15 protein-coding genes are annotated in these 18311 nt (G+C 69.8%); 12 read left to right on the forward strand and 3 right to left on the reverse strand.

What is annotated here, in order from left to right; translation table 11 throughout:
• Positions 1-30: 30 nt before the first annotated feature.
• The 4 genes from tig (at position 31) to clpX (ending at position 4586) form a co-directional block, all read left to right on the forward strand.
• On the forward strand, positions 31-1407 hold the full coding sequence (tig, locus tag ACIBW6_RS13560) for a trigger factor (protein ID WP_399059442.1): 1377 nt from the start codon (positions 31-33) through the stop codon (positions 1405-1407).
• Positions 1408-1767: 360 nt separating this feature from the next.
• The gene (locus tag ACIBW6_RS13565) at positions 1768-2373 is read left to right on the forward strand and encodes an ATP-dependent Clp protease proteolytic subunit (RefSeq protein WP_324766919.1); all 606 of its coding nucleotides are present in this window, start codon (positions 1768-1770) and stop codon (positions 2371-2373) included.
• Positions 2374-2445: 72 nt separating this feature from the next.
• The gene (locus tag ACIBW6_RS13570) at positions 2446-3105 is read left to right on the forward strand and encodes an ATP-dependent Clp protease proteolytic subunit (protein WP_164303251.1); all 660 of its coding nucleotides are present in this window, start codon (positions 2446-2448) and stop codon (positions 3103-3105) included.
• A 194-nt stretch (positions 3106-3299) separates the two neighbouring features.
• Positions 3300-4586 carry an ATP-dependent Clp protease ATP-binding subunit ClpX gene (clpX, locus tag ACIBW6_RS13575; protein WP_399059443.1) on the forward strand — a complete coding sequence of 429 codons (1287 nt, stop codon included), beginning with the start codon at positions 3300-3302 and terminating at the stop codon, positions 4584-4586.
• 74 nt (positions 4587-4660) lie between these two features.
• Here clpX and ACIBW6_RS13580 read toward each other — a convergent pair whose 3' ends face one another.
• A complete protein-coding gene (locus ACIBW6_RS13580) occupies positions 4661-5635 on the reverse strand; it encodes a hypothetical protein (RefSeq protein ID WP_399059444.1) in 975 nt (324 codons plus the stop codon).
• Positions 5636-5750: 115 nt separating this feature from the next.
• Between ACIBW6_RS13580 and ACIBW6_RS13585 the strand changes: the two genes are divergently transcribed.
• Positions 5751-8381 carry a valine--tRNA ligase gene (locus ACIBW6_RS13585; RefSeq protein ID WP_399059445.1) on the forward strand — a complete coding sequence of 877 codons (2631 nt, stop codon included), beginning with the start codon at positions 5751-5753 and terminating at the stop codon, positions 8379-8381.
• Between the two features lie 72 nt (positions 8382-8453).
• Here ACIBW6_RS13585 and ACIBW6_RS13590 read toward each other — a convergent pair whose 3' ends face one another.
• Both ACIBW6_RS13590 and ACIBW6_RS13595 read right to left on the reverse strand, forming a co-directional pair.
• Positions 8454-9020: a hypothetical protein gene (locus tag ACIBW6_RS13590; RefSeq protein ID WP_399059446.1), complete on the reverse strand. Its 567-nt coding sequence runs from the start codon at positions 9018-9020 to the stop codon at positions 8454-8456.
• Between the two features lie 235 nt (positions 9021-9255).
• Positions 9256-10263, reverse strand: a complete 1008-nt coding sequence (locus tag ACIBW6_RS13595; RefSeq protein WP_399059447.1) for a rod shape-determining protein — start codon at positions 10261-10263, stop codon at positions 9256-9258.
• A gap of 133 nt (positions 10264-10396) precedes the next feature.
• On the opposite strand from ACIBW6_RS13595, the gene ACIBW6_RS13600 reads away from it, so the two are divergent.
• The 7 genes from ACIBW6_RS13600 (at position 10397) to mrdA (ending at position 18310) form a co-directional block, all read left to right on the forward strand.
• Entirely contained in the window at positions 10397-11935 is a 1539-nt protein-coding gene (locus ACIBW6_RS13600; protein WP_399059448.1) for a bifunctional folylpolyglutamate synthase/dihydrofolate synthase, read from the forward strand.
• Between the two features lie 6 nt (positions 11936-11941).
• Entirely contained in the window at positions 11942-12286 is a 345-nt protein-coding gene (locus tag ACIBW6_RS13605) for a DUF4233 domain-containing protein (RefSeq protein ID WP_399059449.1), read from the forward strand.
• A gap of 246 nt (positions 12287-12532) precedes the next feature.
• A complete protein-coding gene (gene ndk / locus ACIBW6_RS13610) occupies positions 12533-12946 on the forward strand; it encodes a nucleoside-diphosphate kinase (RefSeq protein ID WP_399059450.1) in 414 nt (137 codons plus the stop codon).
• Between the two features lie 327 nt (positions 12947-13273).
• On the forward strand, positions 13274-14293 hold the full coding sequence (locus tag ACIBW6_RS13615) for a rod shape-determining protein (RefSeq protein ID WP_018531437.1): 1020 nt from the start codon (positions 13274-13276) through the stop codon (positions 14291-14293).
• A gap of 118 nt (positions 14294-14411) precedes the next feature.
• Positions 14412-15362 carry a rod shape-determining protein MreC gene (gene mreC, locus ACIBW6_RS13620; RefSeq protein WP_399059451.1) on the forward strand — a complete coding sequence of 317 codons (951 nt, stop codon included), beginning with the start codon at positions 14412-14414 and terminating at the stop codon, positions 15360-15362.
• Between the two features lie 18 nt (positions 15363-15380).
• Entirely contained in the window at positions 15381-16055 is a 675-nt protein-coding gene (mreD, locus tag ACIBW6_RS13625; protein ID WP_399059452.1) for a rod shape-determining protein MreD, read from the forward strand.
• Between the two features lie 74 nt (positions 16056-16129).
• Positions 16130-18310, forward strand: a complete 2181-nt coding sequence (mrdA, locus tag ACIBW6_RS13630; RefSeq protein ID WP_399059454.1) for a penicillin-binding protein 2 — start codon at positions 16130-16132, stop codon at positions 18308-18310.
• Position 18311 lies beyond the last annotated feature (1 nt).

An 18311-nucleotide genomic window follows, 5' to 3' on the forward strand; every position in this document is an offset into this window, starting at 1 on the left:
CCCTAAAGTCAGCCCCAAGGAGACCGAACCGTGAAGAGCGCCGTCGAGACCCTGAACCCGACCCGGGTTCGGCTCAGCATTGAGGTGCCCTTCGAGGAGCTCAAGGACAGCCTCGACGCGGCGTACAAGAAGATCAACCAGCAGGTCACGGTGAAGGGCTTCCGCAAGGGCAAGATCCCGGCCCGCGTCATCGACCAGCGGTTCGGCCGCGGTGCGGTGCTGGAGGAGGCCGTCAACGACGCCCTCCCGAAGTTCTACACCGACGCGGTCAACGAGGCGGAGCTCAACGTCCTCGGTCAGCCCGAGGTCGACATCACGGAGCTGAAGGACGGCGAGACGCTGAACTTCACCGCCGAGGTCGACATCCGCCCGGCCATCGAGATCCCGGACTACTCCGGGATCGAGGTCGAGGTCGACGCCGTCGAGGTCACCGACGAGGACGTCGAGAAGTCCGTCGCGCAGCTCCAGGAGCGCTTCGCCTCGACCTCCCCGGTCGAGCGCGCCGCCGAGGACGGCGACGTCGTCACCATCGACCTGGAGGCCAAGGTCGACGGCGAGGTCCTGGAGGACGGCGTCGCGTCCGGCGTCTCCTACACCATCGGCTCGGGTGAGCTGCTGGACGGCATCGACGACGCCGTGAAGGGCCTGGAGGCCGGTGGCGAGGCCACCTTCACCTCCCAGCTCAAGGGCGGCTCGGCCGAGGGCAAGGACGCCGAGGTCACCGTCAAGGTCACCCAGGTCGCCGCCCGTGAACTCCCGGCCCTGGACGACGAGTTCGCCCAGCTCGCCTCCGAGTTCGACACCCTCGACGAGCTGAAGGCCGACAGCCGCAAGCGCCTCGAGAACATGAAGCAGTACGACCAGGCGACCCAGGCGCAGGAGCGCGTCCTGGAGAAGCTGCTCGAGCTGGTCGAGGTCCCGGTCCCCGAGAAGCTGCTCGAGGACGAGGTCCAGACCCGCAAGCACAACCTGGAGCACCACCAGCTCGGCCAGATGGGCCTGGACATCGAGAAGTACCTCGAGATCCAGGGCAAGACGGTCGAGGAGTTCGACGCCGAGACCCGCGAGCAGGCGGTCAAGGGCATCAAGACGCAGTTCGTCCTCGACGAGCTCGTCAACAAGGAGAAGCTGAACGTGAACCAGGAGGAGCTCACCGAGCACCTCATGCGTCGCGCCGCCTCCTCCAACATGTCGCCCGACCAGTTCGCCCAGGCCGTCGTCGAAGGCGGCCAGGTCCCGATGCTCGTCGGCGAGGTCGCCCGCGGCAAGGCGCTCGCCGTCGTCGTCGAGGCCGCCACGGTCAAGGACACGAACGGTGAGGTCGTCGACCTGGAGGACGACGAGGACGCTGCCGCTGAGGAGCAGGCGGAGGAGTCCACGGAGTCCAAGGAGTCCACGGAGGCCTGATCTCCGCGAGGCTTGAGCGAAGGCCCCCGGGACCGAGGTCCCGGGGGCCTTCGTGCCCCGCCAGGGGCGCGGGGAACTGCGCGCTCAGCCCGAGCCGGGCCCGCGGACGCGTCTGCTCTTGAGGTCCTACGGCCACTGCGGCCGGTACGTGGCTGGTCGCGCAGTTCCCCGCGCCCCCACAGGCGCACCCTGCGCTCACAGCGAACAGTTGACTTCGCGGGATTCCCCGGAGGGACCCGCGCGTTAGGGTCCATGAATACGAGGGCAGGGGAGTCTCCGAGCGAGGGCCCCGGCCTCAGTAAGAGACGCAAGACGGCACGAGGCCGTCAGAGACGAGCAGGTGGATACGTGACGAATCTGATGCCTTCCGCCGCCGGCGAGCCGTCCATCGGCGGTGGCCTCGGCGACCATGTCTACAACCGGCTGCTCGGCGAGCGGATCATCTTCCTCGGCCAGCAGGTCGACGACGACATCGCCAACAAGATCACCGCGCAGATGCTGCTCCTTGCCGCCGACCCGGACAAGGACATCTACCTCTACATCAACAGCCCCGGTGGCTCGGTGACCGCCGGCATGGCGATCTACGACACCATGCAGTACATCCCGAACGATGTCATCACCATCGGCATGGGCATGGCGGCCTCGATGGGCCAGTTCCTGCTCACCGGCGGCACGGCGGGCAAGCGCTTCGCCCTGCCGAACACCGACATCCTGATGCACCAGGGCTCCGCGGGCATCGGCGGCACGGCCTCCGACGTCAAGATCCAGGCCGAGTACCTGCTGCGTACCAAGCACCGCATGGCGAGGATCACGGCCGAGCACTCCGGCCAGACCGTCGAGACGATCATCCGTGACGGTGACCGCGACCGCTGGTACACCGCCGAGGAGGCCAAGGAGTACGGCCTCATCGACGAGATCATCTCTGCCGCTACGGGTGTTCCGGGCGGCGGCGGCACGGGCGCCTGAGCGGTCTTCGCACCGACTCGGCTCCGGCCCCAAGCCCACTGCCTCCCTCACCAGGACGGAACACGGACCATCATGAACAACATCCCCGGCAGCGGCCTCTACACGGGCCCGCAGGTCGACAACCGCTACGTGATCCCGCGCTTCGTCGAGCGCACCTCGCAGGGCGTGCGTGAGTACGACCCGTACGCGAAGCTCTTCGAGGAGCGCGTGATCTTCCTCGGCGTGCAGATCGACGACGCCTCGGCCAACGACGTCATGGCGCAGCTGCTGTGCCTGGAGTCGATGGACCCGGACCGCGACATCTCCATCTACATCAACAGCCCCGGTGGCTCGTTCACGGCCCTCACGGCCATCTACGACACGATGCAGTTCGTGAAGCCGGACATCCAGACGGTCTGCATGGGCCAGGCGGCCTCCGCCGCCGCGGTCCTGCTCGCCGCCGGCACCCCGGGCAAGCGCATGGCCCTGCCCAACGCGCGCGTGCTGATCCACCAGCCCTCCGGCGGCACCGGCCGCGAGCAGCTCTCCGACCTGGAGATCGCGGCCAACGAGATCCTCCGGATGCGCACGCAGCTGGAGGAGATGCTGGCCAAGCACTCGACGACCCCGCTGGAGAAGATCAGCGAGGACATCGAGCGTGACAAGATCCTCACGGCCGAGGACGCGCTCGCGTACGGCCTGGTCGACCAGATCATCTCGACGCGCAAGATGAACAACGAGGCAATCGCCTGACAAGGCGTTGTATCGTCTGCCACTCCCCGGCACGGTTCACCCGGGCGTTCGCGGCTACTCGACCCGTCGAGGACGCTCGTTCGAAGTGAACCGTGCCAAGGGGGGCCCGAACGGGGGGCCCGGCAAGGTACCGTCGGATACAGGCACCAGGAGCCGCTGAACGTGGCGTCTCCCAGGCGAAGGGGAAGCACCTCGTGGCACGCATCGGTGACGGCGGCGATCTGCTCAAGTGCTCGTTCTGCGGAAAGAGCCAGAAGCAGGTCAAGAAGCTCATCGCAGGCCCCGGTGTATACATCTGCGACGAGTGCATCGACCTCTGCAACGAGATCATCGAGGAAGAGCTCGCGGAGACGAGCGAAGTGCGCTGGGAGGAACTGCCCAAGCCGCGCGAGATCTACGAGTTCCTCGAGGGCTACGTCGTGGGCCAGGAGGCCGCCAAGAAGGCGCTCTCCGTGGCGGTCTACAACCACTACAAGCGCGTCCAGGCCGGTGAGAACGGCGGGGCGGCGGGCCGCGACGACGCGATCGAGCTCGCGAAGTCCAACATCCTGCTCCTCGGCCCGACCGGCTCGGGCAAGACGCTCCTCGCGCAGACGCTGGCCCGGATGCTGAACGTGCCGTTCGCCATCGCCGACGCCACCGCGCTCACCGAGGCCGGCTATGTCGGCGAGGACGTCGAGAACATCCTGCTGAAGCTCATCCAGGCCGCCGACTACGACGTCAAGAAGGCCGAGACGGGCATCATCTACATCGACGAGATCGACAAGGTGGCCCGCAAGTCGGAGAACCCGTCGATCACGCGCGACGTGAGCGGCGAGGGCGTGCAGCAGGCGCTGCTGAAGATCCTCGAAGGGACCACGGCCTCGGTCCCGCCGCAGGGCGGCCGCAAGCACCCGCACCAGGAGTTCATCCAGATCGACACGACGAACGTGCTGTTCATCGTGGGCGGTGCCTTCGCCGGTCTGGAGAAGATCATCGAGTCGCGGGCCGGCGCCAAGGGCATCGGCTTCGGCGCGACGATCCACTCCAAGCGCGAGCTGGAGGAGAAGGACCAGTTCCAGGAGGTCATGCCGGAGGACCTGGTGAAGTTCGGGATGATCCCCGAGTTCATCGGCCGGCTCCCCGTCATCACCTCCGTGCACAACCTGGACCGGGAAGCCCTCCTGCAGATCCTGGTCGAGCCGCGCAACGCCCTGGTCAAGCAGTACCAGCGCCTCTTCGAACTCGACGGGGTGGAGCTGGACTTCGAGCGTGAGGCCCTGGAGGCCATCGCCGACCAGGCGATCCTGCGCCGCACCGGCGCGCGCGGCCTGCGCGCCATCATGGAGGAGGTCCTCCAGTCGGTGATGTACGAGGTCCCGTCCCGCAAGGACGTGGCCCGCGTCGTCATCACGGCGGACGCCGTCCACTCGAACGTGAACCCGACGCTGATCCCACGCGACTCCCGGGGCCCGGGCGCGGGTGAGCAGAAGTCGGCGTAGCCGCGCGGCAGGCGACACAGCGGAGGGGCCCGGTCGGACAACCGACCGGGCCCCTCCGCTGTGTCGTCCGGGCGTCAGGCCTTGACGCGGATCTCCGAGCGGAGCTTCGCGGCGATGTCCGACGCGCTCTTCAGGTCGGTCTCCTTGCCGGCCAGCAGGTCCGACATCTCGGCGGACATGACCATCGCGACCGTGCTGTGGTCACCCCAGATGCAGACCGGCATGTGCATCACCTTGGGGGTGCCCGGCGCGGCCGTGGGGTCGTTGTTCTCGATCTTCACGTCCTGGCACTTCAGGATCACGTCGTCGGTGCTGTAGTCCGTCGGGTCGCCGACGAGCGAACCCTTGGTCTTGCTGTCGCCCCCGTCGTCCTCCAGGGCGGAGGTGGCCGCCTTGGCGAACATCCCGTCGACCAGCTTGTCCGGGTCGTCGATCTGCCCGTAGGCGCCCTGGAACTGGAGCACCTTGCCGCCCAGCGGGTTGGCGGAGTCCGCGACCTTGTAGGAGCCGTCGACCGGCTTGCCGTTCTCCAGGCCGTCCTTCTCGGCGTCCTTCATGTCGTCCGCGCTGAAGCCGTCGGAGGACGTCGCGTTCTTCTTGTACTCGCCGAGGACGGTCGCCGGAGCGGTCAGCTTGTGCGCGCCGTCGTCCGCCACCGAAGCACTGCTGCCGCCGCTGAACAGGAAGTACGCGCCCACGCCGATCGCCGCGACCACGGCGACCCCCGCGATGATCAGACCCGTCTTCTTCTTGCCGCCGCCCTGCGGCGGGGCCGGCGGGTACTGGCCGTACGGCGCCTGGGGCTGCTGCCCGTAGGGGCCCGGCTGCTGCGGCTGGCTGTAGGGCTGCTGCGGCGGGACCCCGGGCGGGCCCTGCTGCGGGTAGCCGTAGCCCGGCTGCGGCTGCTGCTGGGGGTACCCGTAGCCGGGTCCAGGGGCCTGGGGCGGCTGGCCGTAGGGACCGGGCTGCGGCTGCTGGCCGTACGGCCCGGGCTGCTGCTGCGGCTGCTGCGGCTGGCCTCCGTAGGGGCCCGGCTGGTTGTGGCTCATTTCTTGGGTTCCTCCCCGAGGTTTATGTGCTCCCGACATCCTGACGTACGCGCGTGCGGTTCGGTCCCCCGTATTCGGTTTCAGTACGAGCTTGTGACCCCTCTAAACTGACCCCGTGACCGAGAACTCTCAGCAGCAGAACCCAGTGCCCACCTCCGAACTGCCGACCCAGTACGCGCCGGCCGAGGTAGAGGGGGCGCTGTACGAGCGCTGGGTGGAACGGGGCTACTTCACCGCTGACGCCACGAGCGAGAAGGAGCCGTACACGATCGTCATCCCGCCGCCGAACGTGACGGGCGCACTCCACCTCGGCCACGCGTTCCAGGTCACGCTGATGGACGCCCTCACCCGCCGCAAGCGCATGCAGGGGTACGAGACCCTGTGGCTGCCCGGCATGGACCACGCCGGCATCGCGACGCAGAACAAGGTGGAGCAGCAGCTCGCCGAGGAGGGCAAGTCGCGCCACGACATCGGCCGGGAGGCCTTCGTCGAGAAGACGTGGCAGTGGAAGAGCGAGTACGGCGGCCGGATCCTGGGCCAGCTCAAGCGGCTCGGCGCCGGCCTCGACTGGTCGCGCGAGCGGTTCACCATGGACGAGGGGCTCTCGCGCGCCGTCCAGAAGATCTTCAAGGACCTCTACGACGACGGCCTGATCTACCGCGCCGAGCGCATCATCAACTGGTGCCCGCGCTGTCTGACGGCCATCTCGGACATCGAGGTCGACTACCAGGACGACGACGGCGAGCTGGTCTCCCTGAAGTACGGCGACGGGGACGAGACGGTCGTCGTCGCGACCACCCGCGTCGAGACGATGCTCGGTGACACGGCGGTCGCCGTGCACCCCGAGGACGAGCGGTACGCGCACCTCATCGGCAAGCGGATCAAGCTGCCGCTGACCGACCGGACGATCCCGGTCGTCGCGGACGCGCACGTCGACCCGGAGTTCGGGACCGGCGCCGTGAAGGTGACCCCGGCCCACGACCCGAACGACTTCGCGATCGGCCAGCGCCACGACCTGGAGACGCTGACGGTCATGGACGAGCGGGCGGTCATCACCGTGCCCGGCCCGTTCGAGGGGCTCGACCGGTTCGAGGCGCGCTCCGCGATCGTCGCCGCGCTGCGCGAGCAGGGCCGCATCGTCGCCGAGAAGCGCCCGTACGTGCACTCCGTCGGGCACTGCTCGCGCTGCAAGACGACCATCGAGCCGCGCCTGTCGCTGCAGTGGTGGGTCAAGGTCGACACGCTGGCCACGGCCGCCGGTGACGCGGTCCGCGACGGCCGGGTCGCGCTCCACCCGAAGGACATGGAGAAGCGGTACTTCGACTGGGTCGACAACCTCAACGACTGGTGCATCTCGCGGCAGTTGTGGTGGGGCCACCGCATCCCCGTCTGGTACGGGCCGGACGGCGAGGTCGTCTGCGTCGGCCCCGACGAGCAGGCGCCGGGCACCGAGGCCGACGGCTGGACGCAGGACGAGGACGTCCTCGACACGTGGTTCTCGTCGGGCCTGTGGCCGTTCTCCACGCTCGGCTGGCCCGAGCAGACGCAGGACCTCGCGAAGTTCTATCCGACGGACGTGCTCCTGACCGGGCACGACATCATCTTCTTCTGGGTCGTGCGGATGATGATGTTCGGTCTGTACGCGATGGAGGACCAGGTCCCGTTCAAGACGGTCGCCCTGACCGGCCTGGTCCGTGACGAGTTCGGCAAGAAGATGTCGAAGTCGAACCCGAACGCGGTGGACCCGATCGAGTGGATGGACGCGTACGGCTCGGACGCGGTCCGCTTCACGCTCGCCCGCGGCGCCAACCCGGGCGCGGACGTGCCGATCGGCGAGGACTGGGTCCAGGCCTCGCGCAACTTCGCGAACAAGATCTGGAACGCGACGCGCTTCGCGCTGATGAACGGCGCGACGGTCGAGGGCCCGCTGCCGCAGCCCGGGGAGATGACGGCCACCGACCGCTGGATCCTCTCCCGGCTCAACAAGACGGTCGCCGAGGTCGACGCGTTCTACGACGACTTCCAGTTCGCCAAGGTCTCCGACTCGCTCTTCCACTACGCGTGGGACGAGGTCTTCGACTGGTACGTCGAGCTGTCGAAGACGACGTTCATGGCGGGCGGCGAGCCGGCCAAGGTCTCCGGACGGGTCCTCGGCGAGGTCCTGGACGTGACGCTGCGCCTGCTCCACCCGATCGTGCCGTTCGTCACCGAGGCGCTGTGGACCACGCTGACCGGCGGCGACTCGGTCGTCGTCGCGGACTGGCCCGCGGACAGCGGCTTCCGGGACGACGCGGCCGAGCGCGAGATCGAGACGCTGAAGCAGGTCGTCACCGAGGTCCGCCGCTTCAAGGGCGAGCAGGGCCTCAAGGCGGGCCAGCGCGTCCCGGCCCAGCTCTCGCTCGACGGCACGGCGCTCGCCCCGCACGAGGCCGCCATCCGCCAGCTGCTGAAGCTCCAGCCGGCGGGCGACGACTTCCAGGCGACGGCGACGCTGCCGGTGGCCGGCGCCGAGGTGGCGCTCGACCTGTCCGGCGCGATCGACGTGGCGGCCGAGCGCAAGCGGCTCGCCAAGGACCTCGCCGCCGCCGAGAAGGACAAGGCGCAGGCCGAGGGCAAGCTGGGCAACGAGAAGTTCCTGGGCAAGGCCCCGGAGCACGTCGTGGACGGCATCAAGGCCCGCCTGGTGAAGGCGGACGAGGACATCGCCCGCATCCAGGCGCAGTTGGAGCGGCTGCCGCAGGCCTGAGCCGCGGCGACGGACGGACGAAGGCCCCGGGACCTCGCGGTCCCGGGGCCTTTCCCGTGCGGGCGGCGGTGGTCAGGACCGGCCGAGACCCAGATGCCGCAACTCGACGTCGGCCAGGGCGTCCAGGACCACCGGATCGGCCTCCCGCCAGCCCTCGGCGAGCCGCCCAGGACCCGCGTCGGTGAAGCGGGCCAGCTCGTCGAGGGGGCGGACCAGGGCGCGCAGGGCGAGGAGTTCGCGGCCGTCCTCGGTGGCGGCGAGTTCGCGGGCGGCTGCGGCCTGCCGGGTCCAGCGGATGCGGCGCGGCAGCCACACGGCCAGCAGCAGACCGACCGGGACCACGAACAGGGCGACGGCCACGAGCACGGCGAGGGCCTGGACGGGCGCGGACCCGGCGGGTCCGGCGTCGGCGAGCCGGTCGCCTGCCCGTGCGACGTCGTGCAGCGTGCCGGTCATCCGGGGCCCCAGCAGCGGAAGGCGCGGGCGCGGGCCCGGCGCCGGGCGGGCCGGGAGGGCCGAAAGAGAGAGGAACCGGTGCGCGGTCACCGCGCCCCACGCCCACAGGGCGATCCACAGCAGGGCCGCGCCGTCACCGATGATCTGCCGTGCGCGGCGGCCGGGTTGAAGTGCGTACCACATGGTGCGAGGGGTACACCGCGGGGCGCGGGCCGGGCCGCTCACCGCGCCGTGCGGCGGCCCGCATTACGGCAGATGGACCTGGGGCGGGCGGCTCGCGGACCGCTCACGCCAGGCCCGGGGGCCGCTCGCGCCAGGCCCGGGGGCCGCTCGCGCCGAGCCCGGGGGCCGCTCGCACCGAGCCCGGGAGCCGCTCACGCCGAGCCCGGGAGCCGCTCACGCCGAGCCCGGGAGCCGCTCACGCCGCGCTCATCACCCGCTGGAGCTCGTCGAAGTCGTCCACGCACTTGCCGCACCCCATGGCGACGCTGTGCAGCGGGTCCTCGGCCACGAAGACGGGGATGCCGGTGGCGGACGTCAGCCGCAGGTCGAGACCGGGCAGCAGCGCGCCGCCGCCCGTCAGCACGATGCCGTGCTCCATGATGTCGCCGGACAGCTCCGGCGGGCACTCCTCCAGCGTCGCCTTCACGGCCGTGACGATCGCCTCCACCGGCTCGTCGAGCGCGGCGCGCACCTCGCGCACCGTCAGCTCGACGGTCCTGGGCAGCCCCGCCACCCGCTCGCGGCCCCGCACGGTGAACGCCCGCATCTCGAAGGCCTCCTCGCCGGGCACGGGCCACGCCGAGCCGATCGCGACCTTGACGTCCTCCGCAGTGCGCTCCCCGATGAGCAGCCCGTGCTCCTTGCGCACGTGGTCGGTGACGGCCTCGTCGAACCGGTCGCCGCCGACCCGCAGCGACTGCGCGGTGACCACCCCGCCCAGCGAGATGACGGCGACCTCCGTCGTGCCGCCGCCGATGTCCACGACCATCGAGCCGCGCGGTTCGCCGACCGGGAGCCCGGCGCCGATCGCGGCGGCCATCGGCTCCTCGATCAGGTGGACGGCCCGGGCGCCCGAGCGCTGGGCGGCGTGCACGATGGCCCGCCGCTCCACGGGCGTGACCCCGCTGGGCACGCAGACGACCATGCGGGTGCGCGGGCGCCGGCCGGAGACGGCCTTGCGCACGAAGTGCCGGATCATCTCCTCGGCCGCCTCGTAGTCGCTGATGACGCCGCCGCGCAGCGGCCGGATCGCGGTGATCGAGCCGGGGGTGCGGCCGATGGTCTCCTTCGCCTCGCTGCCGACGGCGAGCACGCCGCGGCCGCCTTCCTTGACGGCGACGACGGAGGGTTCGTTCAGCACGATGCCCTGACCGCGTACGTAGAGAAGAGTGTTGGCGGTGCCGAGATCGATGCCAATGTCCATGATCGTCAAGTTTGCAGCCTGTTGCTGCGATCCGGCGGGACCAAGGTCCTGAAACGGACAGGCCGAAAGTCCTGACTCGGCACGGCGGGTGGCGTCGTCCCCGCCGTCGGCGCGCCTCCGTAGACTGGCCTGCGTGAGTGACCTCCCTCCGCGCGACAGCAGCAGCGACGACGAGCCCGCCGGCCACCCCGACTCCGACGCCTTCGAGGAGATCGTGGGCGCCGAGACCGAGCGCGACCCCGACCTCGCGGTGATCGAGGCGGGCAGCCGCACCCTGCGCGCCCGGGGCTCCGCGCCGAGCGGCGACGACATTCCCGCGCGCCCGCAGGACCCGGAGGTGGACAAGGCGCTGCGCGCGGTGGAGGCCGACCTCGCCACGCGCTGGGGCGAGACGAAGCTGGAGCCGTCCGTCAGCCGCATCGCCGCCCTGATGGACGTCCTGGGCGAGCCGCAGCGCGCGTACCCCTCGATCCACATCACCGGGACGAACGGCAAGACGTCCACGGCCCGCATGATCGAGGCCCTCCTCGGCGCCTTCGACCTGCGCACCGGCCGGTACACGTCGCCGCACGTCCAGTCGGTCACCGAGCGCATCAGCCTGGACGGCGCGCCGATCACCCACGAGCGCTTCATCGAGACGTTCGAGGACATCAAGCCCTACGTCGACATGGTCGACGCCCAGCAGGACTACCGGCTCTCCTTCTTCGAGGTGCTGACCGGCATGGCCTACGCGGCCTTCGCCGACGCGCCGGTGGACATCGCGGTCGTCGAGGTCGGCATGGGCGGCAGCTGGGACGCGACGAACGTGATCGACGGCTCGGTCGCCGTCATCACGCCCATCGACCTCGACCACACGGACCGGCTCGGCTCCACGCCCGGTGAGATCGCGGGCGAGAAGTCCGGGATCATCAAGCAGGACGCGACCGTGATCATGGCGCAGCAGCCGGTGGACGCGGCGCAGGTGATCCTCAAGAAGGCCGTGGAGACGGACGCGACGGTCGCGCGCGAGGGCCTGGAGTTCGGTCTCGTGGCGCGCCAGGTCGCCGTCGGCGGCCAGCTCGTGACGTTGCGCGGGCTCGGCGGCGAGTACGAGGAGATCTTCCTGCCGCTGCACGGCGCGCACCAGGCGCACAACGCGGCGGTCGCGCTCGCCGCGGTGGAGGCGTTCTTCGGCATCGGCTCGGAGCACGCGCGCCCGCTCGACATCGACACGATCCGCTCGGCCTTCGCCGCGGTCACCTCGCCGGGCCGCCTTGAGGTCGTGCGGCGCTCGCCCACGGTCGTCCTGGACGCGGCGCACAACCCGGCGGGCGCGCGGGTCACCGCAGAGGCGATCAGTGAGGTCTTCGACTTCAGCCGGCTCATCGGCGTGGTCGGCGCCAGCGCCGACAAGAACGTGCGGGGGCTGCTCGAGGCCTTCGAGTCGATCTTCGCGGAGATCGTCGTCACGCAGAACTCCAGCCACCGGGCGATGGACGCCGACGAACTGGCTGCCCTCGCGGTGGAGGTCTTCGGGGACGAGCGCGTGCAGGTCGAGCCGCGGCTCGACGACGCGCTGGAGGCCGCGATCACGCTCGCCGAGGAAGAGGGCGAGTTCGCGGGCGGGGGAGTGCTCGTCACCGGGTCCGTGATCACGGTCGGCGAGGCCAGACTGTTGCTGGGGAAGGGCTGATCCGCTGTGCGTACGTTGTGTTCCTCGACCTTGATCGGTGAGTTCTTCGTCATCGGGTTCGCCGGGCTCGTGGCGATGAAGGACCCCGACCTCTCGGCCGGCCTGGTGTGGACGGTGTGCGGTGTCGCCATGCTGCTCAGCGTGGTGCTGTGCGGGATGCTGTCCCGGCCGGGCGGCGTCCAGCTGGGCTGGGCGCTGCAGGCCGCGCTCGTCGTGAGCGGTTTCTGGGTGCCGCTGATGTTCTTCCTGGGTGCGTGCTTCGCGGCGCTGTGGTGGGCGTCCGTCCACTTCGGCCGCAAGATCGACGCGGCGAAGGCGAAGTGGGCGGAGCAGGGGTCGAGCGCCGCGTAAGTCTTGTACGTGGCCAGGTGCGCCTCCGTCGTGGCTGGTCGCGCAGTTCCCCGCGCCCCTGAGGTACACGGCTCCGCCGTGACCTCCCCGGGGAAGGCCGCGCGCAGCGCGTGCCTTCAGGGGCGCGGGGAACTGCGCGACCAGCCACACACGGTCCGCACCCGGCAACCTCCCGGCAGGACCACGGCGGGGCCCCTGTAATCTCAGGCCCACCTCATTACCAGGCCGCACAAGGAGTCCAGCCGAATGACCCAGCGCACGCTCGTCCTGCTCAAGCCCGACGCGGTCCGCCGCGGCCTGATCGGCGAGATCGTCGGCCGCATCGAGCGCAAGGCCGGCTGGACGATCAGCGCCCTGGAGCTGCGCAGCCTGAGCCAGGAGACGCTGGAGCAGCACTACGGCGAGCACCAGGGCAAGCCCTTCTACGAGCCGCTGGTCGCCTTCATGTCCTCGGGCCCGGTCGTCGCGCTGGTCGTCGAGGGGGAGCGGGTGATCGAGGGTGTCCGCCAATTGGCGGGTCCGACCGACCCGATCGCCGCCGCGCCCGGTTCGATCCGCGGCGACTTCGGTGTCATCGTCCGGGAGAACCTGATCCACGCCTCGGACTCCGAGGCGTCGGCCGCGCGCGAGCTGAAGATCTTCTTCCCGGACCTGGTCTGACGTCCGCGTCTCGCCTGCTGAGACCCGCCGGATCTACTTTCTGACGCCACGTCAGCCGCCGGGCGGGAGTGACCTGGAGCGGCCCGAGAAATTGGGTCGCTCTTTGGCATATGCGGCCCGATCGGGGGAACGCAACCCTCCGTCGGCACGTCCCCATTAGCGGGGCGGGGGTTCATCTGCTGACAATGGCGAAGACCCTCGCGCCGTGATCGTGCAGGCGAGACTACGATGGAAGCCTCCACGCCACACGCGTCCACCTCTCGCCTACCTGACAAGCAATCAAACGCTCCACTTGGGAAGGCCAGACGAATCCTGATGGGGAACTCAATGTCGTTCATCGGCCGTGACATGGCTGTCGACCTCGGGACCGCCAACACGCTGGTGTACGTCAGGGGTCGTGGGATCGTGCTCAATGAGCCGTCCGTGGTCGCGATCAACACCAACACCGGTGGCATCCTCGCCGTGGGCGCCGAAGCCAAGAAGATGATCGGGCGCACGCCCGGGAACATCGTGGCGGTGCGCCCCCTGAAGGACGGCGTGATCGCCGACTTCGAGATCACCGAGCGCATGCTCCGCTACTTCATCCTGAAGATCCACAAGCGGCGCTACCTCGCCCGGCCCCGCGTCGTCGTCTGCGTGCCCTCCGGCATCACCGGAGTGGAGCGCCGCGCGGTCATCGAGGCCTCCTCGCAGGCCGGTGCCCGCCAGGTGCACATCATCGAGGAGCCCATGGCCGCGGCCATCGGCTCCGGCCTCCCGGTCCACGAGGCCACGGGCAACATGGTGGTGGACATCGGTGGCGGCACCACCGAGGTCGCGGTGATCTCGCTCGGCGGCATCGTCACGGCCCAGTCGATCCGCGTCGCGGGCGACGAGCTGGACAACGCGATCATCCAGCACATCAAGAAGGAGTACTCCCTCCTCCTCGGTGAGCGGACCGCCGAACAGATCAAGATCACCATCGGCTCCGCGTACGACCTGGACTCCGACGAGCACACCGAGATCCGCGGCCGCGACCTCGTCTCCGGCCTGCCGAAGACCGTGGTCATCTCCGCCGCCGAGGTCCGCAAGGCCATCGAGGAACCGGTCAACGCGATCGTGGACGCGGTGAAGACCACCCTCGACAAGTGCCCGCCGGAGCTCTCCGGCGACGTGATGGACCGCGGCATCGTGCTGACAGGTGGCGGCGCCCTGCTGCGCGGCCTCGACGAGCGGCTGCGCCGCGAGACCGGCATGCCGATCCACATCGCCGAGGACCCGCTGGACAGCGTGGCGCTCGGCTCCGGCAAGTGCGTCGAGGAGTTCGAGGCGCTCCAGCAGGTGCTGGACGCCTCGCCCCGCAGGTAGAACAGGATGACGACGTCCGCCGTACGAGTGGCTGCCACTCCGTGCGGCGGATCGTTGATATAGAGGCAACGCAGAAGAATCCCCCCTATTCCTACTCAGGAAGGCACGGCCGCCGTACGTGAGGGACACACGAGAGAGCCGGCTGCTCCTGGTGCTGCTGATCGCCATCGCGTTCGCACTGATCACGGTGGACATCCGCGGCGGTGAGGACTCGCCGGTCGACGGTGCCCGCCAGGCCGCCGCGAAGGTCTTCGGCCCGGTGGAGAACGGCGTCTCGGGCGCCGTCGACCCCATCGGCAACGCCGTCAGCGCGGTCCGCGACTCCGGCAACCGGCACGACCGCATCGGACGCCTGGAGCGGGAGAACGCGGCGCTGAAGGCGAAGCTCGGCAGCGACGACCGCAACCGCAGCAAGATCCGCCAGCTCGACACCATGCTGAAGACCGCCGGCGCGGGCCAGTACGGCATCAAGGGCGCCCAGGTCATCGCCATAGGGTCGGCCCAGGGCTTCTCCTGGACCGTCACCATCGACGCGGGCGCCAACGACGGCCTCAAGCGCGACATGACCGTACTGAACGGGGACGGGCTGGTCGGCCGGGTCACCACCGTCGGCCCCGACACCGCGACGGTGCTGCTCGCCAACGACCCCGACTTCACCGTCGGCACCCGGATGGAGAAGACCGACGAGCTCGGCTTCACCTCCGGCCAGGGCGACCGCCCGCTCCGCGTCCAGCTGCTCAACGGCAAGGCCAAGGTGAAGAAGGGCGACCGCATCGTCACCTTCGGCTCCCAGGCCGACAAGCCCTTCGTCCCCGGTGTCCCGGTCGGCACCGTGGTCCGCGTCGACCCCTCCGGCGGCGACCTGACCCGCACCGTCTACGTCCAGCCGTACGTCGGCTTCACCAAGCTCGACATCGTCGGCGTCGTCGTGCAGCCGCCGCGCAGCGACCCGCGCGACACGGTCCTGCCGGCCAAGCCCGCCAAGCCCAAGCCGGCCCCGACCGTGACCGTCACCGTCACCCCGTCCGCGCCCGCGGGCACCGCCGCCGACAACGGCTACGAGCAGTAGTCAGGAGGAGCAAGAACCATGCGCTTCAACCGGATGCTGCTCTCCACCACCCTCGTCGTCGTCGCCCTGGTCATCCAGGTCTGCGTGCTGGCGCGGCTCCAACTCCCGGGCGCCGTACCGGACCTGCTGCTCCTGACGGTGCTCGGCCTCGCCCTGGTCTACGGCCACCTGGCCGGCGCCTTCATCGGGTTCGGGGCGGGCCTGCTCGCCGACCTCGCCCCGCCCGCCGACCACGCCGCCGGCCGCTACGCCCTCGTGCTCTGCCTCATCGGCTACCTCGCGGGCCTCGCCAAGCCGGAGAACGGGCGGCTGCGCTCGGCCGCGGGCCCCATGCTCGTGGTCGTCGCCGCCGCGGTCGGCACCACCCTGCTCTACGCGGGGGTGGGCGCCCTCGTCGGGGACACCGCGGCCCGCCACGTCGGCCTCGGCAGCCTGCTCTTCACGGCCGCCCTCTACGACCTGCTGCTCGCGCCGTTCGTCGTGCCCGGCGTGATGGCGCTCGCGCGCCGCGCCGACCACGACCCGCTGGCCGAGAACGCGGGCGGCTCCGTCAAGGCCGCCGACGTCTCCGCCGGCTGGCTCTCCACCGGCACCGGCCTGCGCATCGGCAACCAGCGCGGCGGGCTGCGCGTGAAGACGGCCAAGGCCCGCGCCGCCCGCGCCGGACGCATCAAGGGGGTCAAGCGCCTGTGACCGCACGGCAGTCGACGCACAGCTTCCAGGTGTACACGTACTCGTACTCGTACTGAGAGGGGGAGCCCACCACCGTGACCAACATTCCCGAGACGGGCCGGACGCCGCGTGTCCAGATCCGGCTCATCGTCCTGCAGATCCTCGTGCTCTCCCTCCTGCTGACCCTCGGCGGCCGCCTCTGGTACCTCCAGATCCGCAACGGCGACGAGTACGCCAAGGAAGCCTCCGGCAACCACGTGCAGCAGGTCGTCACGCCCGCGGTGCGCGGCTCGATCCTGGACGCGCGCGGCGTGCCCATCGCGGACAACGAGACCCGCCTCGTCGTCTCCGCGTCCCGTACCGACCTCATGAAGATGAAGGACGACGGCAAGGGCGTCCTCGCCAAGCTCGCCGCCGTCCTCGGGATGAAGCCCAAGGAGGTCGAGGAGAAGGTCCGGCTGTGCGACGCCAAGACGCCGCAGCCCTGCTGGAACGGCTCGCCGTACCAGCCCATCCCGATCACCGACGAGGCCACGCCCCGCCAGGCGCTCCAGATCCGCGAGCGCGGCGAGGACTTCCCCGGCATCACCGCCGAGCCCACCGCCGTGCGGCGCTACGCAGGCCCCGGCGGCTCCAACACCGCGCAGGTCCTCGGCTACCTCTCGCCGGTCACCGACGACGAGATCAAGAAGGCCGAGAACACCGACTCGCCCTACCTCCGCTCCGACCAGGTCGGCCGCTCCGGCCTGGAGCGCACGTACGACAAGGAACTGCGCGGCAAGGCCGGCGTCACCCGCTACGAGGTCGACAACCTCGGCCGGGTCATCGGCCGCGCCGACAGCGACAAGGCCGAGTCGGGCGCCAACGTCGTCACGTCGATAGACGCACGCGTGCAGTCCGTCGCCGAGTACGAGCTGAACGAGGCGATGAAGGCGGCCCGCAAGGAGCACGACAAGAACACCGGGACCAACTACAAGGCCGACTCCGGTGCCGTCGTCGTCCTGGAGGCCAAGACCGGCCGCGTCGTCGCCATGGCCTCCAACCCGGCCTACGACCCGAACGCCTGGGTCGGCGGCATCTCCGGCAAGGACTACGCCGAGCTGACCGGCAAGAAGTCCAACTACCCGCTGCTGAACCGGGCGATCCAGGGCCAGGCCGCCCCGGGCTCGATCTTCAAGGTCGTCTCCACCTCGGCCGCGGTCAAGGCGGGCTACGACTTCAACGGGCACTACCCCTGCACCAGCTCGTACTCCATCGGCGGCCAGGTCTTCAAGAACTTCGAGTCGGAGAACTACGGCCCGATCAGCCTGGGCCGCGCCCTGGAGGTCTCCTGCGACACCGTCTTCTACGGGCTCGCCCACAACGAGTGGAAGAAGGACGGCGGCCTCAAGGGCAACAAGGACACCCAGGACTGGTTCTACAAGACGGCCCACGAGTTCGGCCTCGGCAAGGAGACCGGCATCGACCTGCCCAACGAGGTCACCGGCCGGGTCCCCGACCGCCAGTGGAAGCAGCGCTTCTGGAAGGCCAACAAGGACTCCTGGTGCAAGACGGGCAAGAAGGGCGGCGACTACGTCCAGCAGCTCAACTACGAGAACTGCCTCGAAGGCAACCTGATGCGCGCCGGTGACGCCGTCAACTACTCCATCGGCCAGGGCGACACCCTCGTCACGCCGATCCAGATGGCGTCGATCTACGCGGCGATCTCCAACGGCGGCACGCTGCACGCGCCCGAGGTCGGCAAGGCCGTCGTCAGCGCCGACGGCAAGCACGTCTCCGAGATCCAGCCGAAGACCAACGGCAAGCTCCCGATGAGCCACCGCACCCGCGACCAGATAGACCAGGCACTGGCGGGAGTGGCGACCCGCGGTACGGCCGCCTGGCGCTTCCAGAACTGGCCGCAGAAGCAGATCCCGATGCACGCCAAGACCGGTACGGCCGAGGTCTACGGCAAGCAGACGACGTCCTGGTTCGCGACGTACACCAAGGACTACTCGATCGTCATGACGATCTCCCAGGGTGGTACGGGTTCCGGCGCCTCGGGCCCGGCCGTCCGCAAGATCTACGACGCGATGTACGGGCTCGACAGCAAGGGCAAGCAGGACCTGAAGAAGGCCCTGCTGCCCGAGCCGGAGAAGGGGCTGCCGAAGATCGGCGGCGACGGTTCGATCGACGCGCCGGAGATCAAGCCGTACGAGCCGAAGAAGGACCTGCCGTCCGGCCAGCAGGAGCTGGCGGCGGGCCTGCCCGCCTCCGGCTACAGCAGGAGGGACTGAC

It is taken from the genome of Streptomyces sp. NPDC049813 (assembly GCF_044465085.1).
Taxonomy (GTDB): Bacteria; Actinomycetota; Actinomycetes; order Streptomycetales; family Streptomycetaceae; genus Streptomyces.